The organism is Hymenobacter sp. M1-2 (genome assembly GCF_057808495.1).
Genome location: NZ_JBTYZO010000017.1, coordinates 29,295 through 51,778, shown reverse-complemented (window position 1 = coordinate 51,778; position 22,484 = coordinate 29,295). Strand labels below are relative to the sequence as shown.

Here is a 22,484-nt window from a genome sequence, read left to right as displayed (position 1 = left end):
GAGTGGTTCGGCTAAATAGCCTACTTTTGCCGCTCTCAGGGCAGCCAAACAATAGTACGAAGAACTCAGGATTTCCGGCAATGGGGTTGATTACGTTTCTGTCCGACTTCGGCTACCGCGACCATTACGTGGCGGCGGTGAAGGCGCGGATTCTTCAGCTCGCCCCAGCAGTGCCCGTCCTCGACATCACCCACGCCGTTGAGTCCTTTAACATCGCGCACGCCCTGCACGTTCTCCAAGCTGTATTTCGGGATTTTCCAGCGGGCACGGTACACCTAATCGGCGTCAATGACCTAGGCGGCCCACGGGCGGCTTGGCGGGCGGCAAGTTTCCAGGGACACTACTTCGTGGCGGCTGACAACGGCTTACTTTCCCTGCTCTGCGATGGGCAACCCGACGAACTAGTGATGCTAGGCGCCGCAATGTCCGTCACTTCCTCCCCCACCCGCGACGTGCTGGCTCCCGCCGCCGTGCACTTGGCGCAGGGTGGCTTGCTGGAAGATCTGGGCCCCGCCACCACGGACCTCTACACGCTGCTCAACCGCCAGGTTCGGCTCCAGGACAACCGCATCACCGGCCACGTCGTCCACGTCGATCACTACGGCAACTTGGTCACCAACATCACTCGGCCGGCAGTGGAAGTGATTGGCCGCAACCGTCCTTGCACCATCCACTTCGCGCGCGAAACGGTTCGCGAAGTAGCGCCCCATTTTCAGGCCGCCGACCCTGGTGAAGTGGTGTGCATTTTCAACAGTCAGCAACAGCTCTGCATCGGCATCAACCAGGGCAGCGCCGCCGAATTACTAGGCCTACACTTTGATTCGCAGGTAGATATTCGATTTCCGAATGAAGACTAGAATGGTCTTTTTGCTTATTAAAGCGCTATTTCAAACCTGTTTTATTATTATGTTAATCAATATATGACAGTATGGCTTACCTGTATCTTTTGATTTCAACCACTTTGTATCTATGCTGATTCGTATCGTGCGCATGACGTTTGCTGCAGGCCAAATTGAAGAATTTCTGCAGCTTTTCCGGGAGTCTGAGGCACAGATCCGGCAAATGCCAGGCTGCCGTTTTTTGGAGCTGTGGCAGGACGCCGACCAGCCGCATGTCTACTGCACCCATAGTCATTGGGAATCAGCGGAAGCATTGGCTGCGTATCGCCGGTCGGCTCTGTTTGGGCGCGTATGGCCCGCTACCAAGGCACTCTTTGCCGCTCCGCCCCTAGCGTTTTCGGCTCACACAGTCGAGACTAGCGAAAAGTATTAGTCGGCTTGTTGAGTGAATTCCGTCGCTTTTTTAGTTCCGAGCTTTAGAATACTGCCTAGCGTATACCTTACAGTGCCCCACTACTGGCCCCACGTTTCTTCACTGCCCTATGCTGCCCGATTATTTTGCCCTCTATGACTTGCCCGAAAGCTTCCTCCCCGACGAGAAGGCCCTCAAAAGCAAGTATTACGCCTTGAGTCGCGAATATCACCCGGATTTTCACGCCACGGAGAGTCCGGAGCGCCAACAGGAAATCCTGACGCTGGCTACACTCAATACCAACGCCTACCGCACCCTCATCGATCCGGACCAGCGGATGGCCTACATTCTTAGCCAGCACAGACTGCTCGAAGAGGGTAAACAAGAGCTTCCACCAGATTTTTTGATGGAAGTAATGGAGCTAAACGAGCAATTAATGGAGCTGGAATTCGACCCCGATCCAGCCACCACCGCCCGCGTCGAAAACGAAGTCAACGCGCTGACCGATACGCTGGAAGCGGGTATAGAGCCCGTGCTCGCCGGCTACGACGGTTTACCCCCTGATACTCGCCCTCAAGCCCTGCAACAGGTGCGCACCTACTATCTCAAGAAGCGTTATCTATTGCGCATTCGGGAAAGTCTGGCTAAGTTTGCAACCCGTTCCTGATACCGACAGGCCCGGAAGTAGAACTTGCCCAGATGGCGGAATCGGTAGACGCGTCGGTCTCAAACACCGATATCGAAAGATGTGCCGGTTCGACCCCGGCTCTGGGTACGATCTCGCTAGACGCGAGGTATTGAATAAGCCCCTAAAAAGCCGTGAATCAACTAGATACACGGCTTTTTAGGGGCTTTCTCGTTTTAGACTCCAGATGTTTTCCGGCGACTCTAGGCGTAGGTTCTGTCCCCAATCCTGCCCCCACACTTGCCCCCATCTGTACTATGAACATTTGCTTTGAACGTCGCGCTGACCGGCCAGATTCGGCTGGGCGCTGTGTCATCCGTCTGGTAGCCACATTTGAAAACCAACGGCTGCGGCTAGGCTCCAAGGAGAAATGCCTGGCCTCGGAATGGAACGACAAAACCGGCTGGTTCCGAAAGTCCTTCGCCGATATTGACAACGCTACAACCCGGTTGAAGGACTTACGAAACCGAGTAGAAACAACGTATAGCAACCTGCGCACGAAGCACGGCGCGGTGACGGTGGCCCAGCTAAAGGCAGCGCTGACGGTAGCAGCTGACGCACCCGCGCCGGAACTGGTAGAACTGCTGGATGAGCACCGGGCCGGGTTGCCGGGGCGCGGGTTTCGCGTCAACACGGTGAAGGGCTACAAGACAACGCGCAACGCCGTAGCGGAATGGGTGGCGACCCTGCCGGGTGGCATGACGGTAGTGGAGTACAACAAGGCGGCGCACGATGCGCTGGTGAGTTGGCTGCGCCAGGAGAAGGGCCACGGTCAGAACACCATCGCGGGCATGGTCAAGCACCTGAAGCCATTCCTGACATGGGCGCGGGAAGCCCGCGGGCAGGAGTTGGCGGTGGACCCGTCGAAGCTGGCCGTGGAATGGGAGGACGTGGAGAAATGCTGGCTCACGGCCGATGAGCTAGCAGCAGTGGCCACAGCCATGTTGCCGAATAACCTGGCGCTGGTGCGGGATGCATTCGTGTTTTGCTGCTATACGGGGCTACGGTACTCTGATTTATCCGACCTGCATCCAGGTAACCTGTCGGACTGGAAAGGCGGCAAGGTGCTGCGGCTGACGCAGACCAAGACCCGAACGGGCGTGAGTATCTACCTGACCGCGCCGGCGCTGGCGCTGCTAGGCAAGTACGACGGGACGCGGGCACGGCTGCTCCCAGTCATGGCCAACGCGGTGATGAACCGCTATCTGAAACGTATTGCCCGGCTGGCGGGACTGGAACAACCGGTGGAGCTAGTGGAAACGGTAGACGGGCGGGTGTTCAAGCGGGCCGTGCCGAAGTGGGAACTAGTGACCATGCACACGGCGCGGCACACCTTTGCCACCCAAAGCCTGATGCGCGGAATGCCGGTGGAAGTGCTGCAAAAGGTGCTGGGCCACGCTAACATCAAAACCACGCTCATCTACGCCAAAGTCGTGGAGGATTTCCAGCATCACACCATGCAGCGCATCTGGGAAGGTGGTCAGGGAGTCAATTCAGTCAGCGCGGAGGCTCTAGATAGCCAGATTTGCGCCGTGGAGCCTTCGGCAGTGAGCATATCCTTCGACCTCTATTACGCGGCTCGCCAGTTTGGCGGGCCGTTTTTGTAGGTGGCGGATGAGGTTGGGCAACAAGTCGGGGCGGATGACTACCTTCAGTGGACAGTAAGGCCGGGAGTGGTCAAGGTTCAGAAAAGTGTAGCCAGCCTTAGTGGTGAATACGCGGGCTACTGTGGCGCGGACATGGACGTACTGGCCAGGACGTTTGGCGGCCTCAACGGCGGTTATCGTTAGGGTTGGTGGTCTAGTTGAGCAGAGGAGCAGAAGTAACGGAAGTAGACAACGAAGCATTTGAGCAAGATACAACTGCCGGGCTGAAGTAACATACCACACATTTAACTGTAATTATACCTGTTTATCTGTAAATTATATACATATTTGTGAGCATGAAGAAGCTCACACTAGTTGCGCTATGGGCATTGGTGGCGCATTTGGCGCATGGTCAGGTGCGGGCCTCGGCACTACCGAAACCATTGCCTGCGCCAAAGCCAGTAGCAGCGGCACGGCGCGGTGTGGGGCCGGAGTACGGTTCGGTACGGCGGGTGCTAGACGGCGATACCTACGAGGTGCTGCTTCCGGCCGGGCTGGTGCGGCTGCGGCTGCACGGGGTAGACGCGCCAGAGCTTAGCCAGCCCTTCGGGCGGCAGGCGGCGGACTCGGCGGCGCGGCTGCTGCGAGGACGGCTGCTAGAGGTGGATCGAGGCGCGGCTGATCTGTATGGGCGCACCTTGGCGGAACTGCGGGTGGCGGTGGTGGCCGGTACAGGTCGCCGCTGGCTGCGGGCGGACTCGTTGCTGGTGGTGCGGGGCTGGGCCTGGGCGGTTGAGCCAGGCCAGACAATACCGCGCTGGGCGCTGCTTCAGCAGCTGGCCCAGGCCCGGTACCGGGGGCTGTGGAAATGCGGCAACGCCGCGCCGGTTCGGCCGGGAGTGTGGCGGAGCTTCAACAAACAAGAAAAACTGACCTACTGGGGTAGCTGCTCCTGGTAGGCCGGGCGCGCAAGCAGGCAGCAACATCTTTTCTCTCATTTAACCTCTTTTTTCAACATGGCACGGATTTACAGCCCATTGGGCAACATCAAAGGCAGCATTGGCAACCTCACCTTCTCGGGCGGGGCAGGCAATAACCAGCTGCGCACCAAAATTGCCAGCAACGGCAGCAACACGCCCGCCCAGCAGAACACCCGCTCGCGCTTCAAACTGCTGGCCGACTTGTTCAAGAAATTCGCGGGAGCGGCACAAACGGGCCTGAAGCGGCAGAACGGCCAGTCGCCCTACAACCGCTTCGTGGCGCAGAACTTCATCAACACTTCGGCCGACGCGCAGAGCGTGGCCAGCATAGACTACTCGAAGCTGGTGCTGTCAGCCGGCTCGGTGGAGCCGTTGGCGGGCGTATCGGCGGCCCTGGACGCTGTGAGCGGCAAGGTGACGGTGAGCTTCGCTGACAACACGAACAGCAACACGGCCCTGGAAACTGACCGGGTGAAGGCCCTAGTGGTGAACAAGCAGACGGGCCGCGTGGTGTCGCAGTCAGATGAGGGCGTGACCCGCGCTGATGGCGCGCTGGAGCTAGATGACGACGCACTAACGGGCGTGCAGGCCGCCGACCTGACGGCGCTGGCTTTCGCCTACCGCGCTGACGGCTCCGACGCCTCGTCTACCTCGGCTGCTCAGGTGGCCTAGTGCGGACGTGAAAAGCCGCCCCGACTCGCTGAGGCCGGGGCGGCTTTTTTGCATTCGGGCAGGATGATGGAGCACCGGGGCTGCCGGGAGAATCTCAGGAGGAAGCTGGGAGGAAGTCGGGAGAAGACCCTGCCCGCTTTTCGGCTCACTTGAATTAAATTTTTCTACGACAACCTTTTTACACATGGCTAAGAAGACGGAGTTTCAGAAACAAGCCGACAAGCGCACGAAAGATGCGCTGCGGTTGCGGGCCCGGTTTGACGGGCTCATCCGCAAGGCAGCGCAGCAGCTGATAATCGCAGCGGCCGGGGCACTGGATGCCCGTAACCGCGTGAATAGAATCAACCAGCTGTACGGCGTGGACATCAGCACGGAAACGCTGTTGGCCCATAGCGTGCGTACAAGCGACCTGAGCGGGCAGTTGGTGGCTCTGCTGGGGGAAAGTACCCCTGGCGAGGAGGTGCAGCTGTTCAACCCCACGCCGGACGGCAATGGCGGGGCTGCGCTGGCATTGGAAGCCGTATTCGGTGAGGTAGCCAAAACGTCACCGATTAAGGTTGAGGCTCCTGGGACGCCACAGGTGATGGACAGGTAGCCAACTTCACTCCGAGAGAACCCCGACCAGAATGGCTTGCCCTAACCCAAAACAATGAAGAGCGCCAGCCAGTAGGCTGGCGCTCTTTCTTTATCGTGTTATTCGCCGCACAGGTGAATGACCAGCTGCACACCTTGCACGAGCAGACGCAGGATGTGGTGGCCAAGCCAGAGAGGTTGCCAGCCGGGTGAGCCGTCATCGGCCACGAGCTACTGACAGCTTACAGAAAGGGCTGACCGGCCGGTCAGCCCTTTCTCAGTTTTGGGTGAAGATAAGCCCGATAGGATTGGCTTTTCCGTCTTCGCTGTTGTCGGGAGTTAGGAGCAACTTAGGAAAATTTAGTTAACAGGCCTATGCTCACTGATAGCGTTATTGAGGCTGCTTATCTTTGCCAGTAGCCAGAAATTATATCCGTGATGCTTTGGGTGTCGTGATCGATTCTACCATAGAAATATACTGATCCAAAGCCAAACGGATAACTTCCGTTCAAGAAGTCTTCCGTGAGACCATTCTCGTCAAGTTGAAAGATGAACGTGTATCCTTTTGCTTCTAACTCGGAGTAGAAATACTGCTCCTCCTGAAGATGATAGGGGTCTGAGCCAACCTTGATAAAGTAGCTATATTCTTCATCACTACCGGATGTTTTAACTAAGGGAGCCAGACTGCCCTTTTTTACGGCTGAATATATTAAGTCAATATTCTTACTCGGAATACTGGAAGGTTCGTGAACAAAGCATTTTAACTTAAAATCTGGATAAATTGAGTGTTGGCTATAATCATCATAGTTCTTTGGTATAAAGACTGATAAATCCTTGCCATTGATAAAATGAGAAAAATCATCACTCAGCGTAAATAGGTAGGCATACTCGCCAAGCTCTTTTGTATGTTTGAATGTCTCTTTATCAACAAAAGCAGGGGGCAGCCCTCCTATCCTAGATTTGTAACGAGGGGTCAATTCTTCTATTTGAAGCAACATGCTGCTGTTGCGCTCGACGAACAGCGATCCAAAATTCATCATAGGCATTTCAACCTGTCAAGCAGATCTAAATCGGCTGAAATACAAATCTTCTTTCGTGTCGTGATGCCAAAAGTGTTTGTGTCAAAGCCTTTCACATCTCACATGGTCACACACAACACTATGCTTTGACTTGTGACTTGGCTACCGGAATAAAGGAGCCTTTTTCAAGTAGGTGCTACGCATTAGTCAAGCGTGAGAGATAACAATTATTATAAACATTCTATTCTACAGAGAGTACGTTTACATTATCCTGAAGTATGTACTTAAAAGCATCAATTAGATTGTTATAGTCAGGCTCTGCTATGGAAAGCGCAACTACTATTGTATCATATTCGGGATAAATCCTTTTTGCTCTTTCCGAAACCTTAACAACAAGTTTTTCCCTGCTTAAAGTCACTTTCTCACAAGCGTTATAGCTAGAATATTTTTGTTCACACAACTCGAAATAGTAGCTATTCAGACCCAAGCTTTCATCTTGTTCATCAAACTCAAAAGACCTCTGAAATATTACATAGTCTTGAGGGTCTGACTCGTCATCGGCCATACCGATTAATGAATACCCTTCATCGTCATTCCACTCAATTGAAATTGTTTGGCTTGAAAAAGTCTTTGTCATGATCACTATTTCTTTGGGCACTTAGCCTTCCAACGATTCGTTTTCCCGTCCTCTCTCCATTGATAAACTACGTTCCCTCCAGAGCTTGCAGTTTTAGCATTCATTTTACCTCTACACGAAGAGCATGGAGGATATTTTCCTGTTATGACCATTGTTTGTCCTTCTTTCAATGGAATATGTTTAACGGCTCGTGCTTCAGTATGAGTGGCCAAACTAGATTGAGGAAAGCCTAAAGCTTTCTCATCCGGGGTCATATTCCCACTCACCATTCTCTCCTTGTGGATTGTTTTTCCCGTAGCATCATCAACAACCCTTACAATCGCCTCATGCTGTCCCTTTCCAGACCCAAAGGCCATTGTGCCCTCTGGGTCTACCCACGTCAAAGGATCATGAGCGTAGGAATATAATTCAAACCCTCCATGTAATCCAATAGGATCTTGGCTCACATACTGTCCTGCTTCAGGATCATAGTAACGAAAGCGGTTATAGTAGAGGCCTGTCTCTGTATCCTCGTATTGGCCCTGATAACGGAACGGGCAGGCTACTGCTTCACCTTCTTGCCGCCGCGTCCTACCGTAGCTATCTAATTCGGCCGCCCACACTAACTGTCCCTGCCCATCGTGCATCTGCACAGGTGTTCCCAGGTGGTCAGTTAAAATGCTGTGCCGCTCTTGTCCTTGCAACTTCGCCAGGGGGGCGAACATATTGGCCTCAAACAACCACGTTACTAAATCCTCAATGGCAGCCGCGCCGGCCCTAACCGTTAGTTCTGTCCATTCATGCAGTGGTTTATTTCCATCCCACACCCAGCGGGTGACCTTGCCCTTATATGATTTACTCACGCGCCGTCCCAAGGCATCGTACGTGAAGCGTACCACTCCCCCATCGGGCCGTACCACCTCCGTTAGATGCCCTGCGCTATTCCAGGCGTAATGCCACTCCTGGCCTGTTCGTAAGGTCTTCTTACGCAGGTTGCCCGCTTCATCATAGGAATAGTGAGTGCCATGGGCCTCTAGCAACTGCCCGGCAGGGCCGTAGCGCCGGTCCTGTCGGGCAGTTGTGCGAAATAGGTTGCCCACCGCGTCCGGCTGGCGCAGTTCTCGTGTGCCGTCGGCAAAGGTTGTGGCCGCTAAATTGCCTAACGCATCATGCTCGTAGCGGGTGAGGCCATGCACGCTATCATGCAAGGAACTGAGTCGGTCATCTTCTTGCCAGCTATAACTGCGCACTCGCTCAGCCACACGGCTGTTGTTGGTGCTGATGCGCTGCTCTGTGAGCCGTCCCAACGTATCACGTTTCAAACGAGTTTGCACCCCACCGCTCAAGGTGCGCTGGATTTCCAGGCCCTGCGCATCGCGCGTGAACAGCGCCTGCCACTCACCAGCCTTGATTTGTTCTATCTGGCCCGCAGCGTCGCGGGCGTAACGTACGCTTGCGCCCAAGGAGGAGACAACACCGATACGGTAGCCCAAGGAGTCATATTCACTCGTGATGGTGTGCGTGCCCTGCGTTTCCTGCGTCACTTGGCCCAGCACATCGCGCTCGAACACCGCTGTCGTTATCTCATTTGCTGCTTCCAGCAGCGCTCCATCGGCCCGGTAGCGGTACGTTTCCGTAGTTCCATCGGCGTACACTACTTCCGTGACCCGGCCCTGGCGGTCGTAGCCGTAGCGGGTACGCTGGCCTGTGGCTAGAGTCAACTCTACTACCCGCCCGCCTATGTCGCGCCCATAGCGGCGCGTCAAGCCCTCAAAGCCCGCTTCCGTGATGACGTCGCCTACGCCATCTAACTCGAAGCGGTAGGCTAAGCCATGCTCATTGACGATGGCGCGCAGCTGCTCTTCCGTATCGTGCAAGAACTCCACGGCCGTGCCCGCTTCCACCCGACGGATCAATCGACCCATACCACGGTAAGCATACTGCACATCATGGTGGCGGTCCTGGGCACGTACCACGTTATCGAAAGCATCGTAGGTGAAGCGGCGCACGTTGCCGTCGGGTTCGTGGACCGTCGTGATGCGGCTGAGCAGGTCGTACTCGCGCCACTGCACGTTACCGCGCTCATTGGTGAGCTTGCGGGGACGGCCCCAGCCATCAGGCAGCCAGCGACTGCTCGTGCCGGCGGGCAGACGCAGCTCGCGCAGGTTGTAGGCCTCGTCGTAGACGAATTCTGTGCTACGATGAGCCGCATCCGTGAGGCGCTGGAGCAGGCCGTTGGTGTACTCGTACTGGTCGGTGTTGCTGAGCGGGTTAGTACGGGAGAGCAGGTTGCCGGCTTCGTCGTAGGCCCACTGCCACTGCCCGCCCACGGCGTCGGTGGCCTGCGTGCAGCGGTCCTGCGCGTCATACACAAACTGCAACGTGGCCCCGTCGGGCAGTTCCGTTTGGATGCGGTTGCCGCGCTCGTCGTAGCTATAGCGGGTTTCATTGCCCAACGGGTCAGTTTCACTCAGCAGCTCGTTGTATTCGTTGTACTCGGTGAGCGTGACGCCGCTGCGGGCATCAATGGTTTCCACCACCAGCCCGTTCTCGTTGCCCTGGTAGGTGGTGGCATGGCCCAGCGAGTTGGTAACGACTGTGCGCTTGGCCGCCACATCATACGCCAGCGTGTGGTCGTAGATGCCCTCGTCGCCCCAGGTGTGGATGCAGCGGGCCTCGGGGCCGGTGCCCTCGTACTCAAAGTAAAAGTTCAGGCCGTTCTTGAACGTCTCGCGCACCAGCAGCCCCTGCGTATACTGGTAGGTGGCGGCCTGGCCGAGCGCATCCTGGCAACGCACGAGCTGGCCCTGCCGGTCGTAGGCGTAGGCCACCAGCACCACTTGCTGCTTGGGTTCGGTCGGGTGCGGGGCCGTGATGGCGCGCACCCGTCCCTGCTCGTCGCAGGCTACCTGAAGGGGGCGGCGGGCGCTGTCGGTGATGCCGCGCAGGTGCCCTTGCTCGTCGTAGTGAAACGTGAGGACAAAGCCGTTGGCATTCTCCACCGCAATGAGCGGCGAGACGCCATCGCCGCGGTCCGCGCCGAAGCGGTAGGTGAGGTCGGTGCCGTGGTCGAGCACGGCGTAGCCGCGCACGTCGTGTAGCAGCGTGAGCTTTTCCAGGCGGTTGTAGTCGCGCTGGCCGAGTGCCACTAGGTCGAAGGCGATGCCCCGGCCGTCGGCGGTGCGGAAGGCTACCGCGCCCTGTTCGGCATCTACGCACAGAGCCATGTCGTAGGCGTGGTGCCAGCCGTGGCCGAGCGGGCCCTGGTGAATGGAAGTGGAGTTCCAGAGCCGCTCCCACCGGAGCGGAATGGGCCCCGGCAGCTCGAAATCGACGGTTCCGGTGTACAGGTAGCCGCTGATGACATCGACCGGGTGACCCGTGAACGAGCACAGCCGCTTGTTGGCTAATGCTTTCGCTCGCTCCGAGAGGTTGAGCTTGTTCATGGCCCGCTGGGCGGCCTGGCCGAGCTTCTTGATTATTTTGCCGCCGAGCTTCTTCATGATGTACTCTTCGGCCGCTTCGAGCAGCACCTCCCCGGCAATGGAGAGGCCGGTTTGCAGGCTTGGGTCGCGGGCGACGCGCGTGACACCCTTGACCACGGCCGCGCTGGTGGCCAGCACCGTGCTGGTGGTCATCAGGTAGCCGGCGCCGGTCATCATAGCGGCTCCTAGCGGCGCGCCCACGCCCGTAGCACAGAGGATGGCCCCGCCAATACCTAATGCAATAGCGCCATAAAACGCCCAGGTAGAGGCTTCGTTCGCCATGTCAGCGGCTTCGTCCACCTGGTCGAGCTTCTGGTCCAGGGCCACGGCGGCATTCGCATCGGCGCGGGTGAAGTTGATCGAGATCTGGCCGCCCGCGCCGCACTGGCATTTGCTCGTGTGCAGCAGCGGCCGGCCACCGAGCACGGTCAGGCCCGAGTCCATGACCCGGTCCCACTTAACGGGTGCCGGCATGCAGGGCGTGCGCGTGACCTGGCACACCCCGAAGGGCTTGATGTTGACCAGCGGTATCTTGTCGAACTCCGTAGCGTAGGGTTCTTCGTAGAGCTGCGCCGGCTTGGGCAGCACGGTAAACATGGTCGGCATGACGCCTTTGTCGCAGGTGAGCCACACCCCGCTCATGATGTATTTATCGCCCGTCGCCATACAAGAGTTGTAAGAAAGAAATAAGAATAAGTAAGAAAAGCCCTGCAATAAACTAAAAAGCCGCCAGTTGGCCTAGGTTATTCATACAAGAAACCTAAGCACTATCATCACCCCGGCTAGCTATTGCCAGAACCGACTAGGCCCTTCCTGCGCTCGGCTGCGCCAAGCAGCTCAGGCGGCAAAACGCAGTCCGCAGATTCAGACTGCCAGCTGTTGAGCAGCCCCTACGTTAGTGCGTTCGGCACACGCTCGCAGCAGCCGTTGGTACTTCTTACGGCCCTGCTCCATCGTGGCCGCGTCGGCGGAAAGCTCCACCAGCCATATTTCGTGCGGGGACTTCTTCTGCACGCCCACAATCAGGAAGCGGTCGGCTCGCAGCACATCGGTGTAGAAAGCGGCCTGGCGGTCGTAGTCGTACTGCTCGACGGTGCCGACAAACTGGGCATAGTTGCGGCAGCTGGTGGTTTTGAAGTCCACGAGCACCCGGCGACCGAGGCGGGGCGTGGTCAGCAGCAGATCCGGGCGGATCTTGACGGCCAATCCGCTGGCGGTGTGGGTGGCCGTGTGCGTCAGCTCGGGCGTGCCGCGGTAGACCAGGTCGCGGCAGTAGCGGTGGCGGCGCACGGCGGCAGCCAGCGACTCAAGCAGGCGCAGCTGGGCGGGCGGTAGGCCCTGCGGGGCGTGGTAGCGGGCGGGCTCCAGCACGGCCTCGTGGAAGGCCGTCCCGAAAGTCAGGGCCTGGATGTTGGGGGCCCGGAGCCGTCCGAGTAGTTCTTCCTTGAGGCGGGAGAGGTCGGTGTTGCTCACGTACGGCAGGGCACGATGCTGGGCCTGGGTCAGTTCTGGTAGAGATTGAATGCTATGGAACATGGGTATGGAGGAGCTAGGAGTTAGAAGCTAAGAGGAATGCGTGGTTTCTTAGCAGATGAAGGCCAGGCGCTGGGGTTCGTCCTGGCGGTGAAGCCAGATGTGGGCCCCGCCGCAGCCGACTTCGTAGGCCGGGGGCGGGAACAGCTTGCGCACGGCCGGGGCCAGGTCGCGCAGGTCGGATAGTGGCTCGGCGGCTTCGATCAGCTGCGTTAATTGGGTGAGCCGCTGGGCCTCGACTTCGTCGCGGGCGGGTTGGTGCACGACGAGCTGCGGTACTTCCAGAGGTGCAGACATAACGAGGAAAATTATGGGTTGCGTGGGCGTCCGGTTGGCCCCACCCCTGGCGGAGCGGGGCCGGTGGGCTAGACGGTTTCGGGTTGGGCTTCGGCGGGCGAGGCTTCGGTGAGCTGCGTCGCCTCGGCCTTTGGGTTGTAGTAGCCGTGGCTGATGCGCACGTCGGCCGCGCCGGTGCTGGTTTCCTCGCGCCAGATGGGAAAATCCAGAGCGAACTCACGGCGGGCGGCTACCTCCTGCACGTCGGCTACCTCGTAGCTGAACTCGGCGATGTAGTAGGTGGCCTTCTTGCCTTCCTTCGTGGTTTCCTTCTTGCTGGCCTGCACTTTCACCACCACGTCGGCCAGAGTCAGGTCGTCGTAGAACAGCGGCTCGATAAGGCGGTAGAGGTTTTCAACGCTGTAGCCGTGGAACAGCACGGCACAGATGGCGCCTTTCTCGTCGGCGTAGAACAGCTCGGCCCAGAGCTTGCGGCCCATGTTCAGAATATCGTCTTGAAAGACGCGCCAGGCCAGCGGAATGAAGCTGAGTGCGGGGCCTAGCGGCGTGATACCATTGATGTTGAACTGGCCGGCTTTGGCATCGAAGCGGATTTGGCGCGGGTGGCCGGGCAGGTAACGGAAGCGGCTGGTCTCGGTGACCTCGCCGCTGGTCTCGTCCACGGCGGCCGTCAGATAAGCCCGGCTGGGCGTGATGGTAGTCATTTCTGCGGCCGGAGTGGTAGCAGCTGGGGCGGTGGCGGATTGTTTAGCCATTGCAGGGAAAGGGTTGGATGGTAAAAAGAATGGGGGCCGGTTGTCGGCCCGGCCCCCGGTGGCCGTTAGTAGTCGATGTCGTCGCAGTAGCCCTCCGACGCCCAGGGCGGGCGGCGGCTCGTAGAAGGCCTCGCCGCCTTCCTCGGGTCCCTCGTGGACGGTCTGGAAGTGGCGGGCGTCGCGGATGGCCTCGCGCATGGCGGCGGCCCGTGTGGGCCGCTCGCCGTTGGCGGTGGTTGGGTAGAAGGGCTGGCGCAACTGCCAGACAAAGCCGAAGCGCGGGCAGGGCCGCACCCAGGCGCGGAACGTGGGGGCCTGCATGAGTTAGCGGAACTGCTTATCGTGGCACAGAATGACGCGGCCCACAATGCTGTCCACGCCGCGCGCCTGCGGCTGATACTGGTACCAGAGGTAAGTAGCCAGCAGGTTGAGGTAAGCGGGGTTGCGGAACTTGCCTTCGTCGTCGATGATCAAAATCAACTCGTCGGTGAGGCGCACTATATCCACCGTTTGGCAGTCGAGCAGTTCGTACAGCTCGGCCAGCTTGAAGCTGCGGCCATTGCGGGGGCGGATGGGTTGGGGCTCGGCGCTGTGCGGGTCGAGCAGATGGGGCTGGTAGGTAGTAGCGGTAGCGGGCATAGCGGCTGGAAGGTTAGGGCCCGCGCCTGATCCGGCGCGGGCCAATGAGGGAATTACTTGGCCGTGATGATGAGCCGGCCGGGTTCGACCTCTACCACGGCCGTAGCACCGGGCACGAAGCCGGCCTGGGCCAGCCAGTTGCCGCGCAGCACGAGCAGCGAGGTAGTAGACAGCGTGGGATGCAGCCGGCGGTAATGCAGGGCCACCTTGAGGCGGCGGGGGGTTGTGAGGGCCACAGTGCTATGGTTGTGGGGGCTCGCGCCAAATGCGGCGCGGGCCGGTGGCAGATTATTGCAGCTCCCAGGGATGAGGATGGCAGTCCTCGGCCGGGGTGGGGAGCAGACCGTAGCGGTCGGCAGGCCGCAGACGCGGGGCGTTGAAGCGGGCAGCGGCAGCGTAGGCGGCCTCCTGAGTGGCGTAGCGGCCGGGAGCGGCCTCTTGCTGATAGTGGCCGGGGCCGCCGGGGGTGGTACCGGGCTGGGCCACATCGCGCACCACGGCCCATCCGTGGCCGGTGGCGTACAGGCAGGCGGCATACCACCGGCCGGTCGGCGGCGTATCACCACGTGCCATAGGTGCGGCGCAAGCGTTGCAGCTGCTCCCCGGCCGGGCTGGCGTGAAACGAGCCGGCAGCGGCCTGATAGGCGGCGCGGGCCTGCCGGTGGCGCAGGATAAGCGCGCGCAACCGGGAAAAACGAGCCGGTCGGCGCGGGTACTCGTCACGTAAAGCGTACAGCGCCTCGCGGGCATCAAACAGGGCCGTCTGTGTGCGGGCCAGCTGCTGGCGCACGGCCAGCGCCGGGGCCGCCCCCACCGGGGGAGCGGCCGGCAATAGGGCCACACTACGCATGGCGAAGACGGGCGCAGCGGTGGCGGAGGCAGCGGTAGGCGAAGCCGGGCAAGCCGGCGCGATGGGTGGCCCCGGCCAACTGGCGGGCGGCCTCGTGCAGCGCGCGGGTGGTGCGCGGCAGCGAGACGGGCACCCCACCCTGGTGGGCGGCGGCTACGGCCTCCGCAATAGCCAACAAAGGACAATCCCGCTGGGCCATATAGCACCCCTGCCCGACGTGATACGAAACGATATACTGCGTTTTGCTGTGGCCGCAGGGGGCCAGATAGCAGCTGATAGTGGCGAAATGAGCGGCGGCAGGGCCTGACCAGGCGGCAGCGGCGAGCTGCGAGAATTGTAAAGCAGTAAGCATGGCTGTAGATGTTAGCCGTATGATGCGCTGCCGACCGGGGGCCCGCCTGCCGGCAGCGCATACGCCGGAGGCCTCTCCCCCGACTTTCTATTACAATTATACGGAAAACTGTAACTAAAAGCAAAGAAAACAGTAAATAATAATTTACAGAATAAAGAAAATTTTTGCTATATTACGATATGAATAATGTACAAAATAAGCTGCATGTTGAAAATGGACCTGTGGTGGCCGTGGTGGGCAGCCGGAGCGTGAAGGGTGGCTCCACGGCCAAGCGCCTGACGCGCTACCTGGCGCACCTGCGACCGGCACTGGTGATAAGCGGGGGTGCGGCGGGAGCTGACCAACTAGCGGCCAGCTGGGCGCGGGCCAATGGGGTGCCGCTGCTGGAACTGCGGCCCGACTACGCTGCCCACGGTGCCGGCGCGCCCCATGTGCGCAATGCGGAAATAGTGCGCCGGGCCGACCTGGTACTGCTGCTGTGGGACGGGAAAAGCCGGGGTACACTGAGCGCCGCCCGCGCCGCCGCCCGGCTGGGCCGACGCTGCGAGTGGCTGCTACACGCCCCACCCGGCGAGCCAGCCGGCCGGCTGGAGTTGTGAAACCTGCTCCGCCGCCCCGGACGTGGGCAGCTGAGGCACCAACTGAGGCCACCACGACCCTAGCTGCCTGCCACCCTGCCTAAACCCGCCCAGCTGCTTAACCTGGTAGGGTCGAGTCTAAAAATGCGCGGCACCAGCTGCCGGAATGGCGCGACCTACCGAACAGCTGAAAGCCTCGGCCAGGGGGTTTGGGGGGCGGCCTGAGCACCCCCAATGGACTGGCCCGAAGGGCACCTTATGAGGGTGCAGCGGCCGACCAAAGGAAGGCTGCGGAACCCGAGGCAGATGACCAGGCGTCAGCCAGGGCATGGACGCCGGGGCTTGGGTGCCCCCAATGAAACCGGCCGCGGAGCGGCACCTTGCTGTCGGAGCTACCGATAAGTGCGTGGGCAGCGGCCAGGCAGCCCGCTTGGGAGGTGGCGACCGAAGGAGCCGCTGACCTTGCGAATTGGCGGCCTGGGCCGGTGCGGTGGGCAGGCGTCAGGGAGACGTACGGGAGCTGGGCAGAGGCTGGCCGACCAACGGGAGGCGGGCCGCGGCGTAGGTTTTCGGTAGCGGGAGCCTGGCTGCCGTGCGGTGAGCTAGTGGGGAGGTTAGGCAGCGGGCCGGAGCGTGAGGCGGTCGGCAGTGGTGGCAGAGTCGGGAGGTGGGCAGACGGAGGCCGGCTGACCGGAGCAACTGGAGCCCTGCAAGCATAGCGGATGAGGAGCGCAGAGCAGCGGAGCGACGAATGAGCGGAGCGCAGCGTGGGCGGAGGTCGCGTAGGGAAACGGGCCGGGCGGGGCATCGGTAGCGGAGGCTGGGCACCAGCGCAGTGGGTTTTGCGGGAAGGTAGCGGTGCCGGGCCGGAGCGTGGAACGAGCGGTGAGCGGGACGACGGGCGGCGCTTTTTGGGGGCGCGGCCTGGTGGCCTGCGTGGGGACGGTAGCCGACTGCCGGGGCCTGTTTTTCAAGGCTTGGGCAGGCGGCGTTGGGTGGTTAGTATCAGCAGAGAAGAATAGTAGCGAAAGAAATGCGCAAGGGATGGGAGCCAAGCCGACGCAGGAGGCTGCCCGCAGGGCCGTAGCGAAGCGAAGTGGCGGACAGCCCGACCCGCAGGAATGCGCAAAAAAATGCAATTACTCTAGCTGATTATCGGCTCTACAATGGGAAGTTTCAGAGTTAATCTTTGTTACATAATTATGTAATATTTTGCATCTTTGTATTCACTAACTTACATCAAACTAAAATATGTTGCGTTCTACTTTTATCTCTCCGAGAATGCCGCTGGCGTTGACGCCTAAGCAGGCGGCGGTGCAAGCAGCGCGGTTGGCTCAGGCGGTTCCGGCGCTGGCGTCAGCTTATGATGAGGCGTTACGGCGGTGGTTACTGGACCCGACATTGCGGCTTGCTGGGCGGCCGATAGTGACGGAATGCTTCCGCTCGGTGGAGCGGCAGAATGAGCTGTACGCGCAGGGGCGCAGTAAGCCCGGGCCTATTGTAACCTATAAACGCGGTGGGCAGTCGAACCACAACTTACGGCCTACTCCAGCGCTGGACGTAGCGTTTCTGCTAGCCGATGGGTCGGTGTCGTGGTCGGGACTGCTGCTTTCGAAGTTCGCCCGGCTGATGAAGGCGGCCGATGCGCGGGTGGTGTGGGGCGGTGACTGGAAACGATTCAAAGACCGGCCACACTTCGAGGTGTTAACGCAGCGGAAAGGAGGTGACGTCCGTGGGTAGCGTGCTTGAGAACTGGGGTGTCATCTCGTCGGTGGTGGGCGGCGCGGTGGCGGTGCTGCTGTACTTCGTGAAGAGTTGGCGAGATGTGGAGACGCTCAAGGTATCGGGGCAGAAGCAGGAGCAGCAGTCGGCGGCGCTGGCGCTGCGCGTGGAGGAGTGCTACGTGGCAGCGGTGGCGCGAGAAAATAAGCTACGCGAGGAAATCAAGACTTATGTGGAACAGGTGCGGCTGGAAGCCTTGCAGCAGCGCACGGAGCTACGCAAGGAAATGGTGGAGTTGGTCATCAAGATGACGGAGAAGCTGGCCCACATCGACAAGACGATGGCGCTGGTAGAGGAACGGACGAAAACGCTCACCGAAGCCAGTAAAGACCAACAAGAGCGCAACGAATGGGCGGACCGGATTCTGGCGCGGCTGGACACGGCGGGGCCTGACAACGGAAGATAAGCCATCGGACGGTGGCGGTTTTACTTTCTCACCTTTACCCCTTTTTCTATGATGGACCAACAACTGACAGTACTGGACCGGGCGACTGCGCCTACACCCAGGTTCTTCCGCAAGATGCGGGTTATCGGCGCGGCCGTGGCGGCAGTAGGCGGAGTGCTGGCCAGGTCTCCAATAGCCTTACCGGCCGCGCTCGTGACGCTGGGCGGCTATCTGGTGCTGGCGGGCAGTGTCGCCGCGGCCGTATCGACGCTGGCCGTGGACCCGGAGGCAGTTCCGGGTCCGACAGACGGCAACGGAGGCGTTTAACCTGCTGGCGCACGAGATGCCGCTTCGCTCTACTCTTTTCTCATACTCACCAACCATTTAACCATCATGGCAACCAACCCTCCTACCGGCGACAACGCCCGCAAAGGAGCCGTGCGCAAACGGTCTCAAACTTACAATCCGGTGACAAAGCAGTTCGTGAAGCGAGATGCCGAGACTGGACAGTTCTTGGACGTGAAGGAAAATGGCAAACCCTTCAAGGGGGTGCGTAAAGAGAAGAAAAAGCAGCCCCCACAAGTAGACTAACCAGAACGAACAACGGCCGCTTATATAGCGGCCGTTGTTATCTTCGGGCTGTGGTTCCGTGAAGTGTGTGCGGACCGCAAAGGGCAGACAACCTGGTTATCGACTATGCCACACCTGTTGTAATTGGAAGCCCGGTCGCAAGGCTGGGCTTTCTTTTGCTATTGTGACGAATAGTATTCAATTGGAACCCTAACGAAGGTTATATGCCAAAATAAAACTGTGTACGTCCTGAGTGATTTTGCGTGCGGCCGGGCTCATCGGATCCTAGGTAATATGCTTGACAGCTTCTTCCGCGAACTTGCGTTTTACACTACTTCCAATAGTCCCGCTTCCATTAGCTTTAGATCAAATTTTTAACTAAGGAATAATTACTAATCCGAATAATTCGGCCCGCAGATACTTACTTAGTTTATAAGTTACACCGTTTGCGGGAGTCGTTTGTACCAATCCTTTTTTCCGGGCTCTCTAGATTCTTTGAAACCAACAGACCTGAACATCTTTCGCAGTTGGCCTATAGACAGTTTATGCTTGCCGGTGAAGTCTTTCTTATTCACAATCAACTGCATTGCACAGCCTGCTTCATCTGCCAAGTAGCAAAGGCTTTCGAGCCCCAATGTGTTTTCTTCTTCCTCGGCTGATGTAATACGATTTAGGATAACGCAATCATCGGCGAAAGCGGGTGTAGACTTGACCAAATCAACGTACACTCCGGGAGCCACGTTACTAGTGGTTCGATTGTTAATGGTAGTGAGCGTCTCTATCGTTGCTTGCAGTCGCTGAGCCGGAGTCATACGATGGTTATATTATGCCGAAGTATTATGCAACGCTGCTAGGCACAAGAAGGCATTAACGTTACTCAACAGGTAGCCCCTAGCATTGTTCATTGCAGCATCCTTATCCCGTTGCGGTGTTCAGTCAAGAACTTTCACGTCTTCTATACTCGCCTCGTTGCCATGTTTGGTAGACTGCGTAAAGCTTGCCTACATCGATAGGGTCTATTTGATGCTCACGTCCCGCGTTACGCATTTCTTTAGCCGCCTCCTGCGCCCAGTAACCCGGATCTGCTTCTATCAATAGGTGCTCGTGCTTTTTAATAAATGCATCAAAAACATCTTGTTCAGCCTCATCCTTAAAAAGGAGGAAGGGCACTTTCATACCTCGTGATTCGAGCCCGCCACGACCTTCCATTAGAAACTTCAGGAAGGCTCCCGTAGTGTCTTGGTTATAATGATAATACCATACCGTTCGGTCTTGCAGCTCTACATACCCGGTCTCAGGAAACGGTAGCATGAGGCGCATTTCGTCCAAGTAGACGTAGTCTATTTCAAAGAGAGTGGTCGCATTATGATTGAATGAAGCAGTACCCCAAAATGACTTCTTATTGGTAAAGAAGAAGCTGAACGGCTCCCAGAATTCCTCTACCTCAGACAAGGTAACGCGGTAATCTGATAGGTGCGCGTGGTACGCGTATTTTTTGATGTTAAAATCAATGATCCAGTCTTGGGGCTGATAAAGCAGCTGTTTCATCTGCTCACTCGGGATAAGATCCATGCCTAAGCGCTGCCGCCACATTTTTTCAATATGATGTGGGTCCGCAGCTTTCGTCATCGGCGTATTCGTGTCGCCCACCCGTGTGTAGATGTATTGCGCACGGACAACTTTACCCTTATCACCTAAATAATCCTCGGTAAGCCAATACGGCTTGTGCGGGGCATCAACCACGACCAGCACATCGACCTCTTTGCCGTCTAGTAGTAAGGTCACCAGATTAATCTCTGGTCGAGAGCCGCTAGCAAACTTCTGATTTCGCAAAAAGTCGATGTATTGCGCCTGGGTTTTGCGGCCTTCTTGACCTTGAGAAAGGCCTACAACGTTAGCGCCCTTGCTTGGGTCATCGACGCCCAGAATCAGGTAGCGGTTTCCTTTGTACAGGGAGTTGGCGAGACACAACAGGTCGTGCAGTAAGGTGGCATTGTTGTTATGGGGCTCGGCTTTGAAGTCCCAGTAGTCTCCCTCGCGTTTGGAAGATATCAAATTGCGAATGATAGGTTCGAGGCTGGGTAGACTCATAAAGTTAATTTTTGAGATTGGCCTTCAACGTCATCTGGTGTCAGACATTACAGTAAATTCCGTCGTAAGTTCCGCTATTTCGGTTCGCTGGTCGGCTGGCTACTTCTCGCAACAGTTGTGCAGTCAACGTTTCCATTGAACAGCATGCACTCCCCGGCCGATTTAGCACTTTAGCTTTACCAAGCATAAACAGCTTAGTTAGGCACCACGCCTTATAATTTAATTGTGATAGTAGGAATTGATGAGTCTGGCGATTTTGCCCCTGGCAGCGAATTACTCAGCTTCTTCATCGCGGTGAAGCTCGTGCAATACCAACACGGAATTCAAACCAAGGAGCGGCAGTTCAGGGAGTGGCTGGCCACAATACCCACAGAAAAGCTCGCTATAACCGGTGAAATAAAGGGCAGCAACTTAACTGAAGATGAACTGATGTCCTTCGCCCAAGCCGTTATCTGCGCTGAACCGCCGGTCCGCATCACATACGTGCAGTTTCGACCTTCCGAAAACTCGGAAGACTTGATGAAAACTTTCAAAGCCCGGGAAGTAGCCTCGCTGGAGCGAGCCGCTGACAAAGCGCGGGGAGCTGGCAAAGACCAAATGACAAAACAGTATACTGCCATGGTCATCTGGTACAAGAATGCCAGAAAGATGCACTACCAGCATTACATGAAACTGTTGCTGCTCCGGGAACTCATTACCACCTGCTTTGAACAAGTCGTCGGTGTTTCCATTGCGCTGGAGCTGGCGGGCCAGGACCCCTTCCACGAAAACCTGTTGAATATTGAGTTCAAAATAGACCAAGACTTTGTTCGCGGCCGCGAGCCGGAAATATTTTGGAAAGAGCTACTGCGAACCAGCTTCATCAACACGGCGAAAGGATTTCCCGTGATGGAGGGATGGAAGCAGACTGGACACCCCTTCCTAGACAAATACCAGCAGAAAGACGGCGAGGGACTAGACTTCGCCGATGTATTCAAAAACCATTGTGCCTTTTACGAGTCCCATAATTCGTTCGAAGTGCAAATTGCCGACATCACCGCTATTATCATTAACCGGTACCGCAACCGGGGTGCCGCTGAAAAAGCCTATCGGGAGCTTTGGCGCATCTTCCCTAGGTCTGACAAGCCCATTCAGGTAGTTCTAAACCCGGAGGCTCATTAGATAGCTGGGCAAATACTGGTGGAAGAATTCTGGTCGACCGACGCCTTTCGTCACAGGTAAGGTACTGTTTCTACACTGAGACGCTAAAATGCAAAACGCCCACCCATTATGGGTGGGCGTTTGTGTCGACAGCCCTTCTGCTACCGCAAGATGCCCCAGGCTTGGGCACACAGCACGCGGGCTCGCGTTTTCGTCACCAACGAATCATGGTAGGTGGAAAACCTGAACACGAACGTCTGGTAGTTGGCATCGTGTCCGACTTCAGCCCGCCACCCAAGCCAGGGAAATAACTTCCGTAGCCACGGCCGGCTACCTGCTGATAAGGAGTGAAAGGTTTCGGTGCCATCGGGGTACCGAACGGCCAGACCGTCGCGGCCATTGGCGATTCCCTGTGTGCCGTACACGGCGGCCACCCGAGCAAAAGCTGGGATTTTGCCCAGCAGGTTTGATAGATGCACGATTGACGTGTCCATATTGATTAGCCAGGATTAAAAAGGCCCTGGTAACTATAAATACGTCTTCAGCAGGTAGTTTTTTCTTTTGCCTCCCAACTATAGCTCAACTTGTGCACGTTTTACGCTATAATTTCAAACTTTCTGATGTTGAGCGGATAAAAACAAGTCG

The 22,484-nt window shown here is 57.7% G+C and carries 27 protein-coding genes and 1 tRNA gene; 14 read left to right on the top strand and 14 right to left on the bottom strand.

Translation table 11 applies throughout. The features are described from left to right. The first annotated feature begins 80 nt into the window (after positions 1-80). The 8 genes from ACYSMN_RS16820 (at position 81) to ACYSMN_RS16785 (ending at position 5,769) form a co-directional block, all read left to right on the top strand. Positions 81-857, top strand: a complete 777-nt coding sequence (locus tag ACYSMN_RS16820) for an SAM hydrolase/SAM-dependent halogenase family protein (protein ID WP_488925075.1) — start codon at positions 81-83, stop codon at positions 855-857. Between the two features lie 112 nt (positions 858-969). Next, positions 970-1,272 (top strand): putative quinol monooxygenase, encoded by a 303-nt coding sequence (locus ACYSMN_RS16815; RefSeq protein WP_488925074.1) that lies wholly within the window; start codon positions 970-972, stop codon positions 1,270-1,272. 109 nt (positions 1,273-1,381) lie between these two features. Beyond that, positions 1,382-1,918, top strand: coding sequence for a Fe-S protein assembly co-chaperone HscB (gene hscB / locus ACYSMN_RS16810; RefSeq protein ID WP_488925073.1), 537 nt, complete (start codon positions 1,382-1,384; stop codon positions 1,916-1,918). Between the two features lie 26 nt (positions 1,919-1,944). Then, positions 1,945-2,026, top strand: a tRNA-Leu gene (locus ACYSMN_RS16805). Between the two features lie 167 nt (positions 2,027-2,193). Further along, on the top strand, positions 2,194-3,543 hold the full coding sequence (locus ACYSMN_RS16800; RefSeq protein WP_488925072.1) for a site-specific integrase: 1,350 nt from the start codon (positions 2,194-2,196) through the stop codon (positions 3,541-3,543). Between the two features lie 335 nt (positions 3,544-3,878). After that, a complete protein-coding gene (locus ACYSMN_RS16795; protein WP_488925071.1) occupies positions 3,879-4,481 on the top strand; it encodes a thermonuclease family protein in 603 nt (200 codons plus the stop codon). Positions 4,482-4,538: 57 nt separating this feature from the next. Continuing rightward, positions 4,539-5,174: a DUF6266 family protein gene (locus tag ACYSMN_RS16790; RefSeq protein WP_488925070.1), complete on the top strand. Its 636-nt coding sequence runs from the start codon at positions 4,539-4,541 to the stop codon at positions 5,172-5,174. A gap of 184 nt (positions 5,175-5,358) precedes the next feature. Continuing rightward, entirely contained in the window at positions 5,359-5,769 is a 411-nt protein-coding gene (locus ACYSMN_RS16785; RefSeq protein WP_488925069.1) for a hypothetical protein, read from the top strand. 382 nt (positions 5,770-6,151) lie between these two features. On the opposite strand, the gene ACYSMN_RS16780 is transcribed toward ACYSMN_RS16785, so the two are convergent. The 11 genes from ACYSMN_RS16780 to ACYSMN_RS16730 all read right to left on the bottom strand — a co-directional run bounded on the left by ACYSMN_RS16780 (position 6,152) and on the right by ACYSMN_RS16730 (position 15,293). Next, entirely contained in the window at positions 6,152-6,787 is a 636-nt protein-coding gene (locus ACYSMN_RS16780; RefSeq protein ID WP_488925068.1) for a hypothetical protein, read from the bottom strand. Positions 6,788-7,007: 220 nt separating this feature from the next. Next, entirely contained in the window at positions 7,008-7,403 is a 396-nt protein-coding gene (locus ACYSMN_RS16775) for an Imm10 family immunity protein (protein ID WP_488925067.1), read from the bottom strand. 5 nt (positions 7,404-7,408) lie between these two features. Then, positions 7,409-11,533 carry an RHS repeat-associated core domain-containing protein gene (locus tag ACYSMN_RS16770; RefSeq protein ID WP_488925066.1) on the bottom strand — a complete coding sequence of 1,375 codons (4,125 nt, stop codon included), beginning with the start codon at positions 11,531-11,533 and terminating at the stop codon, positions 7,409-7,411. 198 nt (positions 11,534-11,731) lie between these two features. Continuing rightward, entirely contained in the window at positions 11,732-12,403 is a 672-nt protein-coding gene (locus tag ACYSMN_RS16765) for a PD-(D/E)XK nuclease-like domain-containing protein (protein WP_488925065.1), read from the bottom strand. Positions 12,404-12,451: 48 nt separating this feature from the next. After that, on the bottom strand, positions 12,452-12,697 hold the full coding sequence (locus ACYSMN_RS16760; RefSeq protein WP_488925064.1) for a hypothetical protein: 246 nt from the start codon (positions 12,695-12,697) through the stop codon (positions 12,452-12,454). A gap of 68 nt (positions 12,698-12,765) precedes the next feature. Beyond that, on the bottom strand, positions 12,766-13,773 hold the full coding sequence (locus ACYSMN_RS16755) for a hypothetical protein (protein WP_488925063.1): 1,008 nt from the start codon (positions 13,771-13,773) through the stop codon (positions 12,766-12,768). Between the two features lie 3 nt (positions 13,774-13,776). Then, positions 13,777-14,091 carry a DUF3846 domain-containing protein gene (locus tag ACYSMN_RS16750; protein WP_488925062.1) on the bottom strand — a complete coding sequence of 105 codons (315 nt, stop codon included), beginning with the start codon at positions 14,089-14,091 and terminating at the stop codon, positions 13,777-13,779. A gap of 53 nt (positions 14,092-14,144) precedes the next feature. After that, a complete protein-coding gene (locus tag ACYSMN_RS16745) occupies positions 14,145-14,327 on the bottom strand; it encodes a SymE family type I addiction module toxin (protein WP_488925061.1) in 183 nt (60 codons plus the stop codon). A gap of 52 nt (positions 14,328-14,379) precedes the next feature. Next, positions 14,380-14,664 carry a hypothetical protein gene (locus ACYSMN_RS16740; RefSeq protein WP_488925060.1) on the bottom strand — a complete coding sequence of 95 codons (285 nt, stop codon included), beginning with the start codon at positions 14,662-14,664 and terminating at the stop codon, positions 14,380-14,382. Next, positions 14,651-14,932, bottom strand: coding sequence for a hypothetical protein (locus tag ACYSMN_RS16735; protein ID WP_488924606.1), 282 nt, complete (start codon positions 14,930-14,932; stop codon positions 14,651-14,653). The genes ACYSMN_RS16740 and ACYSMN_RS16735 overlap by 14 nt, the downstream gene beginning before the upstream one ends. A 1-nt stretch (position 14,933) precedes the next feature. Further along, positions 14,934-15,293, bottom strand: coding sequence for a hypothetical protein (locus ACYSMN_RS16730; protein ID WP_488925059.1), 360 nt, complete (start codon positions 15,291-15,293; stop codon positions 14,934-14,936). 179 nt (positions 15,294-15,472) lie between these two features. Between ACYSMN_RS16730 and ACYSMN_RS16725 the strand changes: the two genes are divergently transcribed. Then, positions 15,473-15,892, top strand: a complete 420-nt coding sequence (locus tag ACYSMN_RS16725; protein WP_488925058.1) for an SLOG family protein — start codon at positions 15,473-15,475, stop codon at positions 15,890-15,892. 593 nt (positions 15,893-16,485) lie between these two features. Here ACYSMN_RS16725 and ACYSMN_RS16720 read toward each other — a convergent pair. Next, a complete protein-coding gene (locus ACYSMN_RS16720) occupies positions 16,486-16,845 on the bottom strand; it encodes a hypothetical protein (protein ID WP_488925057.1) in 360 nt (119 codons plus the stop codon). A 307-nt stretch (positions 16,846-17,152) separates the two neighbouring features. Here ACYSMN_RS16720 and ACYSMN_RS16715 point away from each other — a divergent pair, with 307 nt between their 5' ends. The 4 genes from ACYSMN_RS16715 (at position 17,153) to ACYSMN_RS16700 (ending at position 18,629) form a co-directional block, all read left to right on the top strand. After that, a complete protein-coding gene (locus ACYSMN_RS16715) occupies positions 17,153-17,611 on the top strand; it encodes a M15 family metallopeptidase (protein WP_488925056.1) in 459 nt (152 codons plus the stop codon). A 1-nt stretch (position 17,612) separates the two neighbouring features. After that, positions 17,613-18,059, top strand: coding sequence for a hypothetical protein (locus tag ACYSMN_RS16710; protein ID WP_488925055.1), 447 nt, complete (start codon positions 17,613-17,615; stop codon positions 18,057-18,059). Positions 18,060-18,107: 48 nt separating this feature from the next. Next, positions 18,108-18,365, top strand: coding sequence for a hypothetical protein (locus tag ACYSMN_RS16705; RefSeq protein WP_488925054.1), 258 nt, complete (start codon positions 18,108-18,110; stop codon positions 18,363-18,365). Positions 18,366-18,431: 66 nt separating this feature from the next. Further along, positions 18,432-18,629, top strand: a complete 198-nt coding sequence (locus tag ACYSMN_RS16700; protein ID WP_488925053.1) for a hypothetical protein — start codon at positions 18,432-18,434, stop codon at positions 18,627-18,629. A gap of 915 nt (positions 18,630-19,544) precedes the next feature. Here ACYSMN_RS16700 and ACYSMN_RS16695 read toward each other — a convergent pair. Then, positions 19,545-20,699, bottom strand: a complete 1,155-nt coding sequence (locus ACYSMN_RS16695; RefSeq protein ID WP_488925052.1) for an AlbA family DNA-binding domain-containing protein — start codon at positions 20,697-20,699, stop codon at positions 19,545-19,547. A 225-nt stretch (positions 20,700-20,924) separates the two neighbouring features. Here ACYSMN_RS16695 and ACYSMN_RS16690 point away from each other — a divergent pair, with 225 nt between their 5' ends. After that, positions 20,925-21,860 carry a hypothetical protein gene (locus ACYSMN_RS16690; RefSeq protein WP_488925051.1) on the top strand — a complete coding sequence of 312 codons (936 nt, stop codon included), beginning with the start codon at positions 20,925-20,927 and terminating at the stop codon, positions 21,858-21,860. Between the two features lie 140 nt (positions 21,861-22,000). Here ACYSMN_RS16690 and ACYSMN_RS16685 read toward each other — a convergent pair whose 3' ends face one another. Then, on the bottom strand, positions 22,001-22,333 hold the full coding sequence (locus tag ACYSMN_RS16685; protein WP_488925050.1) for a hypothetical protein: 333 nt from the start codon (positions 22,331-22,333) through the stop codon (positions 22,001-22,003). Positions 22,334-22,484: the final 151 nt, after the last annotated feature.

What these genes read in the sequence shown, in the direction of transcription:
- ACYSMN_RS16790 (WP_488925070.1), top strand. Translation starts at nt 4,539, where the DNA reads ATGGCACGGATTTACAGCCCATTGGGCAACATCAAAGGCAGCATTGGC.
- ACYSMN_RS16685 (WP_488925050.1), bottom strand. Translation starts at nt 22,333, where the DNA reads ATGGACACGTCAATCGTGCATCTATCAAACCTGCTGGGCAAAATCCCA.
- ACYSMN_RS16770 (WP_488925066.1), bottom strand. Translation starts at nt 11,533, where the DNA reads ATGGCGACGGGCGATAAATACATCATGAGCGGGGTGTGGCTCACCTGC.
- hscB (WP_488925073.1), top strand. Translation starts at nt 1,382, where the DNA reads ATGCTGCCCGATTATTTTGCCCTCTATGACTTGCCCGAAAGCTTCCTC.
- ACYSMN_RS16715 (WP_488925056.1), top strand. Translation starts at nt 17,153, where the DNA reads ATGCCGCTGGCGTTGACGCCTAAGCAGGCGGCGGTGCAAGCAGCGCGG.
- ACYSMN_RS16775 (WP_488925067.1), bottom strand. Translation starts at nt 7,403, where the DNA reads ATGACAAAGACTTTTTCAAGCCAAACAATTTCAATTGAGTGGAATGAC.
- ACYSMN_RS16820 (WP_488925075.1), top strand. Translation starts at nt 81, where the DNA reads ATGGGGTTGATTACGTTTCTGTCCGACTTCGGCTACCGCGACCATTAC.
- ACYSMN_RS16695 (WP_488925052.1), bottom strand. Translation starts at nt 20,699, where the DNA reads ATGAGTCTACCCAGCCTCGAACCTATCATTCGCAATTTGATATCTTCC.
- ACYSMN_RS16730 (WP_488925059.1), bottom strand. Translation starts at nt 15,293, where the DNA reads ATGCTTACTGCTTTACAATTCTCGCAGCTCGCCGCTGCCGCCTGGTCA.
- ACYSMN_RS16750 (WP_488925062.1), bottom strand. Translation starts at nt 14,091, where the DNA reads ATGCCCGCTACCGCTACTACCTACCAGCCCCATCTGCTCGACCCGCAC.
- ACYSMN_RS16765 (WP_488925065.1), bottom strand. Translation starts at nt 12,403, where the DNA reads ATGTTCCATAGCATTCAATCTCTACCAGAACTGACCCAGGCCCAGCAT.
- ACYSMN_RS16705 (WP_488925054.1), top strand. Translation starts at nt 18,108, where the DNA reads ATGATGGACCAACAACTGACAGTACTGGACCGGGCGACTGCGCCTACA.
- ACYSMN_RS16725 (WP_488925058.1), top strand. Translation starts at nt 15,473, where the DNA reads ATGAATAATGTACAAAATAAGCTGCATGTTGAAAATGGACCTGTGGTG.
- ACYSMN_RS16815 (WP_488925074.1), top strand. Translation starts at nt 970, where the DNA reads ATGCTGATTCGTATCGTGCGCATGACGTTTGCTGCAGGCCAAATTGAA.
- ACYSMN_RS16795 (WP_488925071.1), top strand. Translation starts at nt 3,879, where the DNA reads ATGAAGAAGCTCACACTAGTTGCGCTATGGGCATTGGTGGCGCATTTG.
- ACYSMN_RS16760 (WP_488925064.1), bottom strand. Translation starts at nt 12,697, where the DNA reads ATGTCTGCACCTCTGGAAGTACCGCAGCTCGTCGTGCACCAACCCGCC.
- ACYSMN_RS16755 (WP_488925063.1), bottom strand. Translation starts at nt 13,773, where the DNA reads ATGCAGGCCCCCACGTTCCGCGCCTGGGTGCGGCCCTGCCCGCGCTTC.
- ACYSMN_RS16800 (WP_488925072.1), top strand. Translation starts at nt 2,194, where the DNA reads ATGAACATTTGCTTTGAACGTCGCGCTGACCGGCCAGATTCGGCTGGG.
- ACYSMN_RS16740 (WP_488925060.1), bottom strand. Translation starts at nt 14,664, where the DNA reads ATGGCACGTGGTGATACGCCGCCGACCGGCCGGTGGTATGCCGCCTGC.
- ACYSMN_RS16700 (WP_488925053.1), top strand. Translation starts at nt 18,432, where the DNA reads ATGGCAACCAACCCTCCTACCGGCGACAACGCCCGCAAAGGAGCCGTG.
- ACYSMN_RS16780 (WP_488925068.1), bottom strand. Translation starts at nt 6,787, where the DNA reads ATGATGAATTTTGGATCGCTGTTCGTCGAGCGCAACAGCAGCATGTTG.
- ACYSMN_RS16785 (WP_488925069.1), top strand. Translation starts at nt 5,359, where the DNA reads ATGGCTAAGAAGACGGAGTTTCAGAAACAAGCCGACAAGCGCACGAAA.